The 15,092-nt window shown below is 34.2% G+C and carries 16 protein-coding genes and 1 other RNA gene; 10 read left to right on the top strand and 7 right to left on the bottom strand.

Going from position 1 to position 15,092, the window contains the following annotated elements; translation table 11 throughout:
• Positions 1 to 12: 12 nt before the first annotated feature.
• On the bottom strand, positions 13 to 747 hold the full coding sequence (locus ACN0QX_RS08695; protein ID WP_417196384.1) for a hypothetical protein: 735 nt from the start codon (positions 745 to 747) through the stop codon (positions 13 to 15).
• A 121-nt stretch (positions 748 to 868) separates the two neighbouring features.
• Here ACN0QX_RS08695 and ACN0QX_RS08690 point away from each other — a divergent pair, with 121 nt between their 5' ends.
• Positions 869 to 1,078, top strand: a complete 210-nt coding sequence (locus ACN0QX_RS08690; protein WP_417196382.1) for a hypothetical protein — start codon at positions 869 to 871, stop codon at positions 1,076 to 1,078.
• Complete coding sequence (locus ACN0QX_RS08685) at positions 1,065 to 1,613, top strand: Smr/MutS family protein (RefSeq protein WP_248399130.1); 549 nt, start codon at positions 1,065 to 1,067, stop codon at positions 1,611 to 1,613. The genes ACN0QX_RS08690 and ACN0QX_RS08685 overlap by 14 nt, the downstream gene beginning before the upstream one ends.
• A gap of 4 nt (positions 1,614 to 1,617) precedes the next feature.
• On the opposite strand, the gene ACN0QX_RS08680 is transcribed toward ACN0QX_RS08685, so the two are convergent.
• Positions 1,618 to 2,556, bottom strand: coding sequence for a hypothetical protein (locus ACN0QX_RS08680; protein WP_417196380.1), 939 nt, complete (start codon positions 2,554 to 2,556; stop codon positions 1,618 to 1,620).
• A 115-nt stretch (positions 2,557 to 2,671) separates the two neighbouring features.
• On the opposite strand from ACN0QX_RS08680, the gene ACN0QX_RS08675 reads away from it, so the two are divergent.
• Positions 2,672 to 3,817, top strand: coding sequence for a cysteine desulfurase family protein (locus tag ACN0QX_RS08675; protein WP_417196378.1), 1,146 nt, complete (start codon positions 2,672 to 2,674; stop codon positions 3,815 to 3,817).
• Between the two features lie 92 nt (positions 3,818 to 3,909).
• Here the strand turns inward: ACN0QX_RS08675 and ACN0QX_RS08670 are convergent, their stop codons facing one another.
• From ACN0QX_RS08670 to ACN0QX_RS08655, 4 genes are all read right to left on the bottom strand, one after another.
• Positions 3,910 to 4,407, bottom strand: coding sequence for a hypothetical protein (locus ACN0QX_RS08670; protein WP_417196376.1), 498 nt, complete (start codon positions 4,405 to 4,407; stop codon positions 3,910 to 3,912).
• A gap of 93 nt (positions 4,408 to 4,500) precedes the next feature.
• Entirely contained in the window at positions 4,501 to 4,875 is a 375-nt protein-coding gene (locus ACN0QX_RS08665) for a hypothetical protein (protein ID WP_417196373.1), read from the bottom strand.
• Between the two features lie 87 nt (positions 4,876 to 4,962).
• Complete coding sequence (locus ACN0QX_RS08660) at positions 4,963 to 7,428, bottom strand: TonB-dependent receptor (RefSeq protein WP_417196371.1); 2,466 nt, start codon at positions 7,426 to 7,428, stop codon at positions 4,963 to 4,965.
• Between the two features lie 12 nt (positions 7,429 to 7,440).
• Positions 7,441 to 9,132 carry a M23 family metallopeptidase gene (locus ACN0QX_RS08655; protein WP_417196369.1) on the bottom strand — a complete coding sequence of 564 codons (1,692 nt, stop codon included), beginning with the start codon at positions 9,130 to 9,132 and terminating at the stop codon, positions 7,441 to 7,443.
• 177 nt (positions 9,133 to 9,309) lie between these two features.
• Between ACN0QX_RS08655 and ACN0QX_RS08650 the strand changes: the two genes are divergently transcribed.
• The 4 genes from ACN0QX_RS08650 (at position 9,310) to rny (ending at position 11,720) form a co-directional block, all read left to right on the top strand.
• Entirely contained in the window at positions 9,310 to 9,600 is a 291-nt protein-coding gene (locus ACN0QX_RS08650) for a hypothetical protein (protein ID WP_417196367.1), read from the top strand.
• A gap of 16 nt (positions 9,601 to 9,616) precedes the next feature.
• Positions 9,617 to 9,910: a cell division protein ZapA gene (locus ACN0QX_RS08645; RefSeq protein WP_248399145.1), complete on the top strand. Its 294-nt coding sequence runs from the start codon at positions 9,617 to 9,619 to the stop codon at positions 9,908 to 9,910.
• 55 nt (positions 9,911 to 9,965) lie between these two features.
• Positions 9,966 to 10,093, top strand: a non-coding RNA gene (ssrS, locus tag ACN0QX_RS08640) — 6S RNA.
• Between the two features lie 55 nt (positions 10,094 to 10,148).
• Positions 10,149 to 11,720: a ribonuclease Y gene (gene rny, locus ACN0QX_RS08635; protein WP_248399147.1), complete on the top strand. Its 1,572-nt coding sequence runs from the start codon at positions 10,149 to 10,151 to the stop codon at positions 11,718 to 11,720.
• A 62-nt stretch (positions 11,721 to 11,782) separates the two neighbouring features.
• Here rny and xerD read toward each other — a convergent pair whose 3' ends face one another.
• On the bottom strand, positions 11,783 to 12,694 hold the full coding sequence (gene xerD / locus ACN0QX_RS08630) for a site-specific tyrosine recombinase XerD (protein ID WP_417196365.1): 912 nt from the start codon (positions 12,692 to 12,694) through the stop codon (positions 11,783 to 11,785).
• 215 nt (positions 12,695 to 12,909) lie between these two features.
• Here xerD and ACN0QX_RS08625 point away from each other — a divergent pair, with 215 nt between their 5' ends.
• The 3 genes from ACN0QX_RS08625 to ACN0QX_RS08615 all read left to right on the top strand — a co-directional run bounded on the left by ACN0QX_RS08625 (position 12,910) and on the right by ACN0QX_RS08615 (position 15,027).
• Positions 12,910 to 13,572 (top strand): porin family protein, encoded by a 663-nt coding sequence (locus tag ACN0QX_RS08625; RefSeq protein WP_417196363.1) that lies wholly within the window; start codon positions 12,910 to 12,912, stop codon positions 13,570 to 13,572.
• 109 nt (positions 13,573 to 13,681) lie between these two features.
• Positions 13,682 to 14,269 carry a hypothetical protein gene (locus ACN0QX_RS08620; protein WP_417196361.1) on the top strand — a complete coding sequence of 196 codons (588 nt, stop codon included), beginning with the start codon at positions 13,682 to 13,684 and terminating at the stop codon, positions 14,267 to 14,269.
• Positions 14,270 to 14,364: 95 nt separating this feature from the next.
• Positions 14,365 to 15,027 carry a porin family protein gene (locus ACN0QX_RS08615; RefSeq protein ID WP_248399155.1) on the top strand — a complete coding sequence of 221 codons (663 nt, stop codon included), beginning with the start codon at positions 14,365 to 14,367 and terminating at the stop codon, positions 15,025 to 15,027.
• Positions 15,028 to 15,092 lie beyond the last annotated feature (65 nt).

Here is a 15,092-nt window from a genome sequence, read left to right as displayed (position 1 = left end):
AATTTAATTGAATTAATTTCTAACACTAATTACAAAGTCCATCCCAATATAGGTAGTGCCTGGACTACTATTCACTAAAACAAACCTAACTTCACCAGTTCTTGCTTCTACATGATGTATAGTTATATCCTCCCATGGTTGGTTCAAAACGCTCCAATCACCAAGTAAATTTACACTAACCGCAGATGTAGAAGTACAAGCAGCAATAGGATAGGTTAAATTATAAATTGTAAATGGTGCATAATCTGCTGGAGCAGTTACATAAATAGTTTCATCTGAAAGCTTGTTTTGAACTATCCATCTGTTTTGATTATCACTATACATTAATGTTACAGATGAATATCTTCCAGTTAACACTAGGTTTTTTTCACTTGGAACAAGAATCCGATTGTTTACATTGCCACCAGCATCATGTCTAATTATCATTACAGCATTAGTTGTATTTTGTAATGTAATTATTTGGCCGTCTGAAGATGCTATGGGAATTAAACTATTCACATTGAAAACGGTTGTTGGACCAACAATTCTGTAGTTAGAGTAGGGGACAGTGCCTAAATTTATATTGTTGTTATTTCCATTTGTTAAAGTCAAGGTACCACCATCTCGTAAGGAAATAGCGCCATTAACATCTAATGTTGTTGTTGGAGTAGTAGTCCCAATCCCAACCTGTGCAAACAAGCCGACGTGAAGGAAAAATGTTAAAATAAAGACATGAAGTATTCGGGTTACTGAAGTATTGTTTTTCATAATACGCTATCATTTAATGGATTAACTTGTTTGAATCTACGAAAAAAAAGAATGCAAAATATATGTGGTTTCAACATTTAATATTAAATTCGACAAACAGTAAAATTTTATCGACCACCTCATGAAAAAGCAGCAATATGTTTCCTATTTATTAATTTTAATTGGCAGTATTACAGCAATATATGGTCAGTCTGGAGATGAGAAAAACGTCGCCATTTTAATAATAGGAATTATTATTTTAATGTATGGTATTTATAAAATCTCGAGTAAGATTCCGAGCAAATTTGATAAAGAGTCCAATGATAAAGAAAATGAACATGAAGACATTTAAAATAGGAGATACTGTAGCTGTTTTAGATGATGACTTGTCAGGAATAGTTACTAAAGTAAAAAACAACGTGGTAACCATTGAAACTCCTGATGGTTTTCAGCTTGATTTTGAACCAAATGAATTGGTTGTTACCAAACCAATGAAAATAGATTTAAGAGCTGCAGAAGCCATTATAAGAGAGAAGGAACAACCTAAAAGAAAGCAGGCAACTACCAAAAAGGCTAAAGAACGCTATCAGCCAACTATGGAAGTGGATTTGCATATTCATCATTTGACTGAAAACTCCAACAGGATGAGCAATCATGATATGTTAACCTTACAACTAGACACGGCACGTGGGCAATTGGAATTCGCCATCCGAAAACGCATTCAAAAAATGGTGTTTATCCACGGTGTGGGTGAAGGTGTTTTAAAAACAGAATTAGAATATCTATTTAGCAGGTACGATGCTGTTAAGTTTTATGACGCCGACTTCCAGAAATATGGTGTTGGTGCTACAGAGGTCTATATCTATCAAAATGCCAATAACTCTTAATTCCTTAAAACTCTGGTGTTACCAAACGAGTATTAGTTAATCTAGAATCTGTTAATGAGCCCATATCGAAAACATCTTGTGTTATAGTAGGAAATTGCACGTATTCAACCCGCAAGGTTATAGTAAACACTTGATTGATTGGGTGCGCACGATACGCTGTTGCTGGAAGTGTAGCACTTTCATTTGGATTTAAATAATCCGCTATACTAGGATCTGTGTAATCATTGGCAGGGTTTTGATCGGCTGGTGCATTTTCTTCATCAATCGTCAATGTGCCATCATTATCATCATCGGTATCTAAATAGTTTGGAATGCCATCTTCATCGGTATCTCTTGGGTTTGTTAATGGATCATTGTCTCCATCCGCATTATCATCTTCAATCTCTACAGACGTTAAAACATTATCGCCATCATCATCCACATCTAAATAGTCTGGAATACCATCACCATCAGTATCGGTTGGGTTTGTTGCCGGATCAAAATCGCCGTCTAGATTAGCATCTTCCATTTCGGCTGGAATACCATCATTATCATCTTCAACTAAAAATACATTAATAATACCAGTGCCTGAAACACTTGATAAATCTTCATTAATTTGAATATCAGAAGGAGGTACGTCATTACAAAATAAAGGTGCTGGATTGCTATTATAGGAGCGGTAATTAAATTGATTAGCTGTTCCTTCTATTGCAATTTCAATAGGTTCGTCATTTACAAGCAGTCCTGTAATGGTGTCTACTTCTATTAATTTTTCTAAAGTCCATGCAGGTTCAACTATCTGGAGTGATAACGATTCAAATGGGTTTTCTTTAACTTGATAGAAAACCAATTCGCCACAGGCTACAAATGTATCGCCAAATTCAAAATCAACGTTAATGATGTCACCATCATCACAAGATGAAACCATTGAAAATGTTAGAAGTACTAGAAGTAATTTTCGCATGACGAGTATATTTTATACAAAATTAAAAGAATTGGTAAATATACAACGTCATCGGGAACAAATAATTTTATTTCTCGTAATTTTGTATGATTAATTTATGGAGACGAATAAGCTTATGAAACCAGTATATTTTGATAGTGCAGCAACCACAAAAGTAAGGGATGAAGTTATTGATGCTATGACAGCCGTTATGCACAATGATTATGGTAATGCCTCATCCACACATAGTTTTGGACGCGCTTCCAAAGTTTTAATAGAACAAGCCAGAAAAACAATTGCGAAACAGTTAAATGTAAGTGCTGGTGAAATTGTTTTCACGTCAGGTGGTACGGAAGCTGATAATTTAGCCTTGCAATGCGCTATTCGCGATTTAGGGGTTGAACATATTATAACCTCCAAAATTGAACATCATGCGGTTTTGCATACGGTTGAGCAACTGGAAAAAACATGTGATATACAAGTGAGCTATGTAAAATTAGATGCTGATGGTCAGGTAGATTTTGAACATTTAGAACAACTTCTTAAAACACATGGAAAGACTTTGGTAAGCCTCATGTATGTTAATAATGAAATAGGAAATATTTTGGATGTGAAACGTGTGAGCAATTTATGCCAAGCTAATAACGCTTTGTTTCATTGTGATGCTGTACAATGTATTGGACACTATAAACTGGACCTACAAGATGTTCACATTGATTTTCTAGCGGCAAGTGCCCATAAATTCCATGGACCAAAAGGTGTAGGTTTTGCTTTTATTAGAAAAAATTCAGGTTTAAAACCGTTAATTTTTGGTGGTCAGCAGGAGCGCGGCATTCGGGCAGGTACGGAAGCTGTTCATGATATTGTAGGTTTAGAAAAAGCCTTCATTATGGCCTATGCCAATTTGGAAACGGAAAGCGCGTATGTATTAGATTTAAAACGACATTTTATTGCTGAATTAAAGCTAGCATTTCCAGATGTTCGTTTTAATGGCATGTCTGGTAATTTAGAAAAAAGCACTTACACCTTAATTAATGTATGTTTACCTATTCCACCTGAAAAAGCATTGATTTTATTATTTCAAATGGATTTGAAAGGGATAGCTTGTTCTAAAGGAAGTGCCTGTCAAAGTGGAAGTACAAAAGGATCACATGTTTTGAGTGAAATTTTAAGTGAAGATGATTTAAAGAAACCATCTATTCGCTTTTCATTTAGTATTTATAACACGAAAGATGAAATTGATTATGTCATTTCTGTTTTAAAGGAATTTGTTAAGGCTTAAGTAATTACCTATTTTAATTAATAAGGTCCAAAAGTCAAGCATGATGAAACTTGAATTTTGAACCTTAAAACTTAACACTAAATATAAAATTTTTAAGCAGCAATTTTAGTTGTTACCAATTGCTTTGAAATACGTGCTAGCCATTTTTCTAGCAACACTTTTTCATTTGTCATTTCAAAGTTAATATCCACATTAAAAAACTCCAAAACATAATCTTCCTGACCTTTGGTGCGTAACACGAGATCAATCCGGTCTGTTTCAATTTTATTGGTCGTTTTATTTTTTATGGTTCTATCTGTTTTATGAATGTAGCAGTCGGTTACGAGGTTTAAATCGGCTGTAATCCAAACGGTTTCTTCTTCTGTTTTTTTAGAAAAGACCAGTTTATTTTCCGAAACATCTAAAGCAATCGCATAATAGGTTCCCCAGAAATCCATTTCGGAAACATGAATGTTTTTTGATTTGGCGTTCGCAATAAATGTGTTTTTCGCTTTTTTCTTTTGAATATTTTGAGACATTTGAATGTACACTAGTGGCACAATAATTACTGTTGTAATAACTAAACCGATGATAATGGTATTTAAATCCATGATTTTTATTTTTTTAGAATGTTTAAAATGCGCTTATTTAAAAGCATGAAATAGTGGCTGAAAATTCAGCGAAACAAAAACTAAAAAAGGATTTTAAATAAAATCGTGGAATGGGAAGATGCAGGTTTGCGTATTATAACTCGGTATAATATACTGTCCTGCTTTAACATATTGATTATCTCGAGCTGTTTGCGAAGCATCTAAAGTTAGAATCGTATTATATGATGCAAAGCGCTCTGTAAAAACATTAGGAACATCAGAATCAATAGGATTATGGCCTAATATTTCAAGATCTTGATAGGCGTAAAAACGAGACGAATCATCTTTAGATTGTTTATCAGTCGTCTGTGTTTTAAACGTGCTTTCCGAAAACGAATCTACCAAAACATCATGAATAGCCGTTCCGAAGTTTAATACATAAACTAGGAGTAAGGAAATGGCTATATGTAGTTGAAATTTTGTTTTCACAACACAAAAGTAGTATAAAGTCAGATTGCTTGAATCAAAACTTTGTTAAATTTTTGATTACAAAATAATATACTTTTGGCTTATTATTTAAAACCGCATACTCGTCCGCACATTAAACACACGCGGTGTTAAGTAATTAGGTATCGCATATTGGCGCTTGCTATACACATCACGAACCCAGGTGTTGGTAATCGAGTTTTGTACATCAAACACATTGAAAATTTCAATGCCTATTGATAAATATTTAAAGGGCTTTCTCCAGCCACTTTGGTAGTCATCTTTATCATCAACAATAACATATTGAAAACCTACATCAGCACGTTTATAATCAGGCAATCGGTTTTGATACTCATACGGATCGGCATAACTTGGTGATCCTCCTGGAAGACCTGTATTGTACACCAAATTTAAATACATTTTCATTTTTGGTAAACTGGGTACATAATCTTGAAACAACGCGGCAAATTTTAAACGCTGATCTGTTGGTCTGGCAATATAACCACGATCATCAATGTTTTCTTCGGTTTTTAAATACCCAAAACTAAACCAAGATTCGGTTCCTGGCACAAACTCGCCATTCAAGCGCATATCCAATCCGTATGCATAAGCTTCGGCATTATTTTTGGCTCTGTAGCGAATACGTACGTTTTCTAAAGTGTACGGATTTACATCCGTTATTTTTTTATAATAAGCTTCCGTGGTTAACTTAAAGGGTCGGTCCCACATTTTAAAGCTGTAATCGTTTCCAAGAACAATATGAAACGATTTTTGAGCTTTTACATCTGGCCTTACGGTTCCTGAAGAATCGCGTAACTCTCTATAAAATGGTGGTTGGTAATACAAACCAGTTCCAATCCGGAATAGCATATCTTTATCCCAATTGGGTTTAATAGCGAATTGTGCACGCGGACTAAATACGGTTTGGCTTGTACTTTCAATGCCTTCACCACTTACGGTCCAATTGTGAGCACGTGCACCCACATTTAACCACGCTTCATTATCACCAATATCCATCCGTCTGCTCCATTGTAAATAGGCTTGCAGTCGGTCAATTTGTGTTTTGTTCTTGGCACGTACGTTTTGAAAAGGTTCCAATGGTCCTGAATATGGCGAATAGGGTTGGTCATTAAAGGCATCTGAACTCGGTGGATTTATAGAAAAACCAGCAGAATCAATCACTTCCCATTCTACTAACCGGTCGCGAATATCCTCATTGGTATATTTTATAGACCATTCAAAATCGTTATCGTCTTTCTTATAACTTCCTTGGTGCTCAATAGTCGTAATTAAAGCATCTAAATCATTTCTTCCGTGGTTTAATTGACCACCAATGCCTTCGCTAAATTCCACTTCACCCAAATCTTCATCGCCAATATTGGTGTTGACTTCACCTAAACGGTATTGCGCCAAAATATCAAAATGTTCTTCTTCAACGGTGTGATATGTGCTAGCAATAAGATTCAATGTTAAATCGTCATTAACTAAATAGGTTCCTTTTAAAGCACCAAAATAGGTTTCGTATTTATCGCGTTCTTGACCTTCATAAAACACCAATAGTGCAAGTGGATTCTGAAGCGTTCCAAAATTAGTTTGGCGTGTTTCAGGTTCGTAGTTGTATTTGTTAATGGAGGCGTTTCCTAAAAAGCTCAATTGAAATTTATCGGTAAATTTATAGGTTAAAAAGGTTTGCACATCGGCAAATTTCGGATCGTAATTGGTTTCCGTTTCCTTGGCATTCACCAATAAACTGTTATCACGATAACGCATGCCAACAATACCTGTAAATTTAGAATCTTTGCTTCGTCCTTCCACAGAAACGCTTGCGCCAAGCAAACTTAAATCGGCAGTCACACCGAATTGATAAGGCTTTCTGTAGGTAATATCTAAAACAGATGATAATTTATCGCCATACTTGGCTTGGAATCCACCAGCGGAAAAATCGACATTCTGAACTAAATCCGTATTCACAAAGCTTAAACCTTCCTGCTGTCCAGAACGAATAAGAAACGGACGATAGACCTCAATGCCGTTTACGTAAACTAAATTTTCATCAAAATTTCCGCCACGAACGGAGTATTGTGTACTCAATTCATTGTTACTGCTAACACCTGGTAAGGTTTTTAATAAATTCTCAACACCGGAATTGGCGCCTGGAATATTTCTAATGGTTTCCGGTTGCAGGGTAATAATTCCTTGAACATCTTTTCGCGTTTTTCCAGAAATAACTACGGTTGACATTTGCTCAATTGCTTCATCCATAACGGGATGAAACTCGACCTCTTCACCATTTTTAAGATTGAAGGTTGCGGTTACAGATTTAAAGGTTATATGAGTAAACGTAACAGTTACTTCTTGATTCGCAGGTATTTTTATACTGTAATACCCATTTTCATCGGTTGTAGTTCCTGAATTTCCTGCGGTAATATTAACATCTGAAATGGGTGTGTTGGTGCTGTTTAAAATAACACCCTTTAGGGTTCCTGTTTGGGCAATGGCTGTAAACGACACCAGTAGCAAAAGAACAACGAAAACTGAAAGTGATTTATATGTCAAGGTTTTAATTTTTTATTTTCGGAAAAAGGTTGTTTCAAAAGTAGAATTATTTCCCACATTATCTGTTACAATTATCTTTAAATTATTTTTTGTTTCGGTTGAAACATTATCATTAAAATCATAAACCAGTAAATTTGTTTTATAATCATACTCCATTAAAATCCATTTGCCATTTATAGTAGCGCGATAATTAGAAATTCCTGAACCTTCATCTTCAATCTTCACTTTTAAAAAGCGGTATTTACTCAACCATTTGCCTTCTGTAAAATTGATGGGTTTTATTGTGGGATTTATGTTATCTACGGTTAAAGCGTAAGTTCCTAACGTTTTATTATATGTTGTTAGCGTGTTTTCTTTTCTATAGGTTTTAGAATAAATAGTGTATTGTTTCCGCCAACCTACTAAACGTGCAATATATAATTTATCAGAATCTTGGTCTTTATAACTGCTAATGTCGTAGGTTATTGTAAAGTTCTCACGAAGTGGAATGGTATCTTCATGTAAGGTGATGGTATCATTGTTAACTTCAAAATTGATATAAAAATCATCAAAAAAAGCATCCTGCGGAAAATATACCGAGACATTTTTATTTATAAGTTCATTGGCTTTTTTTGAATATATATGAAACGGTGTTTCTATAATTTCTTTTGGTTTTACATCGGTTGCTACTAAACCTTCAATATTAATGGTAAGCCAAACATCATTATTATGAAAATCCTTAACGCGGACTTTATAAACTGATGATGTGCTATCTTCTACTTGAATATAACCATTATCATCAATATTTTTCAACATGCTTAAGGTGTTGCCACTTTCTACAAATAATTTTTGAAGCCGTTCTTTTTTGTCTGTATAATGACCGTAATCAATATAACGGTTTAGGAGTCTGGATTCATCAAATGTAAAGCGTTTAAAATCCATTTCAAATTTCTGATTCCCATTATAAAAGGTTTGAATGTTCTCTACACCATTCTTATTAGAGGCTAGATCTTGTCTGTCATTTGCTTCAATAGCAAAGCCAATTTTTCCAAATGCTTGAATATTTTCAACGGTATAATCGCCATTTGGCGTATTAATTAAACGCAATTTTTGGCGTTCTTTAGTCCCATTTATATGGGAATCTTCAGAAATAGGGTAGGCATAAACTTCCGTTATAATGGGTTTGGTAGTATCGGTTATGTCTATTCCAAAAAGTAACGGATTTATTGGTCTTTCGGCATTATCACGAATTTCATAATGCAAATGTGGACCGCCTGAACCTCCTGTGTTTCCACTAAAAGCGATCAAATCGCCTTTTAAAACTGGTAATTCATCTATTTTTGGAAATACCTCAATCTCAAATGTTTCCTGTTCATATTGGAGCTTTTTTATATAAGCCTCTAAAGTTGGGGACAATTGCTGCAAATGTGCGTACACCGTGGTGTAACCATTTGGATGTGTTATGTAAAGCGCTTTTCCGTAACCATAATGAGCAATTTTTATACGACTAACATACCCATCAGCCGTTGCAAATACTTTTAAACCTTCGCGTTGTTGGGTTTTAATATCCATTCCTGAATGAAAATGGTTGGAACGCAATTCGCCAAATGTACCAGATGGAATGATGGTAACATCTAAGGGATGCCTAAAATAATCAGTAGGGTAGGGGGTTTGGGCGTGGCCTATAAACGCGAATAGTAAAAAAAATGTGAGGAATTTTTGCATAAAATGGATGTTGTTGCTAAAATATCAATTTGATTCAAATTGGACAAGCAAAAACCGCAAGCATTAGCATAGGAAGCGATTTTAAGGAGAAACGTAAATTATTTAATTTTTATTGAAAAACTATTGTTATTTAAATCGAGGTATGTTAACTTTGTGAGATAAGTATGGATATGATAGATGAGTAAAATTGAAGAAACTGTAAATGCTTTAGAAAACAAAATCAACAAGGTTTTACATAAGCAGCGACTTTTAAAAGAAGCAAATTTAAAATTACAGCAAGAACTCCAATCTTCTCAACATATGCTTCAGTCTCATAAAATGCAAGTTGCTGATTGGGAAGAAAAATATGAAGCGCTGAAAATGGCCAATTCCATGCTTGGCAGTGACGAAAATAAAAGAGAAACAAAACTCAAAATAAACGCATTAATTCGGGAAATTGATCATTGTATTGCGCAACTTTCCGAGTAATGAATCATAGTTTTCAATGTCAGAAAAACTAAAAATTAAATTATCAATAGCCAATCGTGTGTATCCGTTAACGATTACGCCGAGTCAGGAAGAAGGGTTGCGAAAAGCCGCCAAAAATATTGAAGCTATGATAAAGCAATTTGAGCAAAGTTATTCTGTTCAAGATAAGCAAGATGTATTAGCCATGTGCGCTTTGCAATTTGCTTCTCAAGTGGAACAGAAATCATTAGATAAAGACTATGCGAATGAAACAGTGGAATTAAAGTTAGATGCTTTAAACGACCTATTAGATTCGCATTTAAACTCTTAACGTTCTTATAAATAAAATAAAGGTTACTGCCTGCATTAGTTATTTTTTTTGATAAACTCAACACGAATTCTTTAAAAAGGGTGAGTTTAAGTTGTAAAAGCATGCTGTTAGTGCTGAATTTATTCAGTATCTCGAACAGACCCTTGATCAGCTTGGTATCCCTAAACTTGTTTTAAGGAGTTTATACAAAACTTTATTCTGGTGCAGGCTTTTTTTATATAAATTAATCAACTAGAAAATGGATAATACAATTGTTATTGTAGGTGGAATATTATTAGGTATTATAATAGGTTTTATTGTTGCTAAAGTGCTAGAGCGCAACAACGCTTCTAAAGTTATTAAAAGCGCAAAAAAATCGGCTTCAGCTATTTTAAAAGAAGCTAAAAGTGAAGGCGAATCAATTAAGAAAGATAAGATACTTCAAGCAAAGGAAAAATTTATTGAGTTAAAATCAGAACATGAAAAAGTGATTAACTCACGTGACAAAAAGATGGCAGATGCCGAAAAACGTACACGTGATAAAGAATCGCAATTGTCGGGAGAGCTTTCAAAAAGTAAAAAATTAAACGATGGACTGGAAGAAAAAGTTAAGGATTACAACCATCGCTTAGAAGTTATTGAAAAGAAACAAGAAGAAGTAGATAGGTTACATAGAAGTCAAATTGAACAACTAGAAGTTATTTCTAGCCTGTCTGCTGAAGATGCCAAAGCACAATTAGTAGAGTCTTTAAAAGGTGAAGCTAAAAATGATGCTATGGCGTATATCCAGAGCACGATTGAAGAATCTAAACTAACGGCGCAGCAAGAAGCTAAAAAAATTATTATTAATACCATTCAGCGTATTGGAACGGAAGAGGCGGTGGATAACTGTGTCTCTGTTTTCAATATCGAATCAGATGATGTTAAAGGTCGTATTATTGGTCGTGAAGGTCGTAATATTCGGGCTATTGAAGCAGCAACAGGTGTAGAGATTATTGTTGATGACACACCAGAAGCCATTATCTTATCTTGTTTTGATTCTGTACGTCGTGAAATTGCTAGATTATCCTTACACAAATTGGTAACAGATGGTCGTATTCACCCAGCACGTATTGAAGAGGTGGTTCAAAAAACAACCAAGCAAATTGAACAAGAGATTATTGAAGTAGGAAAACGAACTATAATCGATTTAGGAATTCATAACCTTCATCCTGAACTAATAAAGATGGTTGGACGTATGAAATACCGTTCGTCTTACGGTCAAAACTTATTACAACACTCGCGTGAAGTTGCTAAACTTTGTGGTATAATGGCGGCCGAATTAGGCTTAAATCCAAAAATGGCTAAACGTGCCGGATTATTACATGATATTGGTAAAGTGCCAGATGCAGAAGCAGATATGGAAACACCACATGCTATTTTAGGTATGCAATGGGCTGAAAAGTTTGGTGAAAAAGATGATGTTTGTAATGCCATAGGTGCTCACCACGATGAAATTGAAATGAAATCCTTATTAGCGCCAATTGTTCAAGTTTGTGATGCTATTTCAGGCGCAAGACCTGGCGCAAGACGTCAAGTTCTTGATAGTTATATTCAACGTTTAAAAGATTTGGAAGATATTGCTTTCGGGTTTGGAGGTGTTAAAAAAGCCTATGCTATTCAAGCAGGTCGTGAATTACGTGTTATTGTAGAAAGCGAAAAAGTGGATGATCAAAAAGCAGCTGATTTATCCTTTAGTATTTCTCAAAAAATTCAAACAGATATGACCTATCCAGGTCAAGTTAAAGTCACGGTAATTCGTGAGACACGTGCAGTAAATATTGCGAAATAAAATATTATATTTTAGATATATAAAAAGTCCTTCTTTAAAAAGAGGGACTTTTTTTTGGCGGTTTATTTCCTAGGATGAAATGTATGGATGGCTTTCTTCAATTGCTTTTTATCCAAATGCACATAAATTTCGGTGGTGGTGATGCTTTCGTGACCAAGCATCATTTGAATAGCTCTTAAATCGGCACCATTTTCTAATAAATGTGTTGCAAAGGAATGCCTGAAGGTATGTGGGGAAATGGTTTTATTGAGATTTATTTCTGTCGCTAATTTTTTAATAATGGTAAAAATCATGGCACGCGTTAATTGTTTCCCACGATTATTTAAAAATAAGGTGTCGTTATATTCTTTCTGAACATCTATAGCAGAACGAACATCGCGAATATAAATAGTTATATATTTTTGAGTTGTAGGACTAATAGGAACAAAACGCTGTTTATCACCTTTTCCAGTAACGTTGATAAATCCTTCTTCAAAAAACAAATCTGAAATTTTCAGACTCACCAATTCACTAACGCGTAAACCGCATCCATAAAGGGTTTCCAACATGGTTCTATCGCGTTCACCAATCCGTACTTGATTGTATTCTTTGGTTAAATCAATAGCATTAATAATCCGGTCAATATCTTTTAAGCTTAAAGTGTCTGGAAGTTTCCGGCCAATTCTAGGGGATTCAATTAAATCAATTGGATTATCAGTTCTATAATCCTCAAAAACTAAATAACCAAAAAAACTGCGCAATCCGGATATAATGCGGGATTGTGAGCGCGGATTGATATCTTTTGCTATGTCGTAAATAAATTGCTGAACCGTTTCAGACGTGATTTGATTAGGAGAACTGTTCATGTTATGTTCCTCTAGAAAAGCTATCAATTTCTCTATATCAAAAGTATAACTGGCAATGGTATTTGGAGATAATCCACGTTCAATTTTTAGGTATAAATTAAAATCCGTTAAGGCTTGGTTCCAGGTCATTGTAACAAAGATAGGATAAAGTTCTAAAAGTATGTAAATCTCATTAAAAGTGGATGTAGGTTTGGTAATTGTTAACAACTAATACTTTAAGATGCTGAAAAATAGATTGTTATTCTAAATTATTAATTAGAATGTTAATAAGTTAGCTTCAAAATTTTAATTATTGCGAAAAAAGTGGTTAGTTTGTGATAATCAATTAATTAAAACTTAAAATTATGAAAAAATTATTAGTATGTGCAGTTGTTGCTGTTTTTAGTATTGGTTCACTTTCAGCACAGGACGTTAGGTTTGGTGTTAAAGGTGGTTTGAATTTAGCCAATTTAGGTGGTGATTTTGGCATCTATGATGGTTATTATGGTGTTGATGATCCAGAAATGAAAGTTGGTTTCCATGTTGGAGGTGTTGCAGAGGTTAAGTTTTCTGAAAAATTTGCTGTGCAACCAGAATTGTTATTTTCTAATCAGGGTTACAAATCTAAGTATGATTTCGCTGGCGCAAAAGCGGACTATAAGGTGAATTTAAACTATATTAATCTTCCTATTATGGTTAAATTTTTTCCTATTGATGGCTTAAGCATTGAAGCGGGTCCTCAAGTAGGGTTTTTAATTGCTGCTAAAGATGAATTAAATGACTATGAAATTAGTATAGACCCTGAAGATCCAGATAATGTGGATACTTCAGATAAATACAAATCTATAGATTTCGGTATGAACATTGGTGCTGGTTATGAATTACCAAGTGGTTTGTTTTTTGCAGCTCGTTACAACATAGGTATTTCTAAAGTTGATGATGTTGACGATGGCTTAACTGGTATTTTTTCAGGATCTTTATCTCGTAAAAATCGCGTATTCCAATTGTCTGCAGGATTTATGTTCTAAACATTATATTGTAATAATATTAAAAAGCCAAAACACTGTTTTGGCTTTTTTTATTTTTGTAAATTGTTTATAATTAAGTATATCAATCTTTTAACTAAAACCAACAATTATGAAAAAACCAATTTTATTTGCTGCTATTGCAGTATTCGGATTAACAAAAATGACTGCTCAAAATGATTTTGCCGAAAAAGCAAAAACGGGTAGTTTTTATGCAGAGGCTAATATTGGAATTCCATTAAGTACATCAAGCGATGTTTCTTCTTTTAACTTTGGTTTAGATGTGGCCTACTTATTTGAGCTAATTGATAACCTGGAAGTAGGGGGTTTATTAGGCTACACACATTTTGTAGGAGATGGCGATTATTCTTATTACGCTGGTAATAGCGGTAATTATTTTATTAGAAATTATAAAGATGCCTCATTCGTTCCTATTGCAGCTTCGGCAAGATATTACTTCGCGGACCGTAAGTTCTTTGGAGGTCTTGATTTAGGTGTTGGCGTAAATGTATCTGGCGATGCTAAATCAGGATTTTATGCACGACCAAAATTTGGTTTTGATTTGGGAACCATTGCATTAATAGCATCTTTTCAAAGTATTTCTGGCGGTGTAGATTATGGAGATACATACAGTGGTGGGACCTATGTTTCCGGTAGTGGTTTCAATTCCTTTAATTTTGGCGTAGAATTTGGATTTTAAATTATAGGATTAAACCTACCTTTAATTTGGTGGATATCATGATTCGGCGTATTTTTGCCAATTCAAAAATATCTTAACTTAATTAAATTTATTACATGAAAAAATTATTACTGTCTGCAGCTATTGCTGTAATTGGTTTGAGTCAAGTATCAGCTCAAGAGTTTAGCTTTGGTCCTAAAGCTGGTGTGAATTTTGCAACATTAACAGGTGATATTGAAGATGCTGAATTTAAAGTAGGCTTACACATTGGTGGTGCAGCTGAATATATGTTCGATGAAAAAATGGGCCTTCAAGCCGAGTTATTATACTCAATGCAAGGTGCGAAAAACGAATATACTGAAACGTCAACTATTGGTGGAGTTACCGAAAGAGATTTTGAAAAATCTACCTTAAAATTAAATTATATCAATTTACCAGTAATGTTTAAGTATTACATCGTAGATGGCTTTAACGTTGAAGTAGGACCACAAGTTAGCTTTTTGGTTTCTGCTAAAGGTGAATATGAGTATGAGTACTCTATATCTGGAGGTGGAACAGATTTTTCAGAATCAGGATCAGAAGAAATTGATATTGATGACGAATTAAAAGGAATTGATTTCGGTCTTAATTTTGGTTTAGGCTATAAATTAGATAACGGCTTAAATTTTGGAGCACGTTATAATTTAGGCTTAATGAATATTAATGATGAGGATGAATTTCGCGATGAATACAAAATTAATAATGGCGTAATTCAAATTTCTGCTGGATTTATGTTCTAAATTTATAGATTAATAAAATAATTTAAAACCGAAGCTTGGCTTCGGTTTTTTTATGCTTGAATTTT

Origin of the sequence: Bizionia sp. (assembly GCF_048259285.1) — a bacterium.
Classification (GTDB): domain Bacteria; phylum Bacteroidota; class Bacteroidia; order Flavobacteriales; family Flavobacteriaceae; genus Algorimicrobium; species Algorimicrobium hallyeonense.
The sequence above is the reverse complement of the archived record's forward strand: the minus strand, read 5'-3'. Positions and strand labels throughout refer to the sequence as shown.

Bases quoted from the DNA above. Each gene is read 5' to 3' on its own strand.
- ACN0QX_RS08695 (WP_417196384.1), bottom strand. From the start codon at position 747: ATGAAAAACAATACTTCAGTAACCCGAATACTTCATGTCTTTATTTTA.
- ACN0QX_RS08690 (WP_417196382.1), top strand. From the start codon at position 869: ATGAAAAAGCAGCAATATGTTTCCTATTTATTAATTTTAATTGGCAGT.
- ACN0QX_RS08685 (WP_248399130.1), top strand. From the start codon at position 1,065: ATGAAGACATTTAAAATAGGAGATACTGTAGCTGTTTTAGATGATGAC.
- ACN0QX_RS08680 (WP_417196380.1), bottom strand. From the start codon at position 2,556: ATGCGAAAATTACTTCTAGTACTTCTAACATTTTCAATGGTTTCATCT.
- ACN0QX_RS08675 (WP_417196378.1), top strand. From the start codon at position 2,672: ATGAAACCAGTATATTTTGATAGTGCAGCAACCACAAAAGTAAGGGAT.
- ACN0QX_RS08670 (WP_417196376.1), bottom strand. From the start codon at position 4,407: ATGGATTTAAATACCATTATCATCGGTTTAGTTATTACAACAGTAATT.
- ACN0QX_RS08655 (WP_417196369.1), bottom strand. From the start codon at position 9,132: ATGCAAAAATTCCTCACATTTTTTTTACTATTCGCGTTTATAGGCCAC.
- ACN0QX_RS08650 (WP_417196367.1), top strand. From the start codon at position 9,310: ATGAGTAAAATTGAAGAAACTGTAAATGCTTTAGAAAACAAAATCAAC.
- ACN0QX_RS08645 (WP_248399145.1), top strand. From the start codon at position 9,617: ATGTCAGAAAAACTAAAAATTAAATTATCAATAGCCAATCGTGTGTAT.
- rny (WP_248399147.1), top strand. From the start codon at position 10,149: ATGGATAATACAATTGTTATTGTAGGTGGAATATTATTAGGTATTATA.
- xerD (WP_417196365.1), bottom strand. From the start codon at position 12,694: ATGACCTGGAACCAAGCCTTAACGGATTTTAATTTATACCTAAAAATT.
- ACN0QX_RS08625 (WP_417196363.1), top strand. From the start codon at position 12,910: ATGAAAAAATTATTAGTATGTGCAGTTGTTGCTGTTTTTAGTATTGGT.
- ACN0QX_RS08620 (WP_417196361.1), top strand. From the start codon at position 13,682: ATGAAAAAACCAATTTTATTTGCTGCTATTGCAGTATTCGGATTAACA.
- ACN0QX_RS08615 (WP_248399155.1), top strand. From the start codon at position 14,365: ATGAAAAAATTATTACTGTCTGCAGCTATTGCTGTAATTGGTTTGAGT.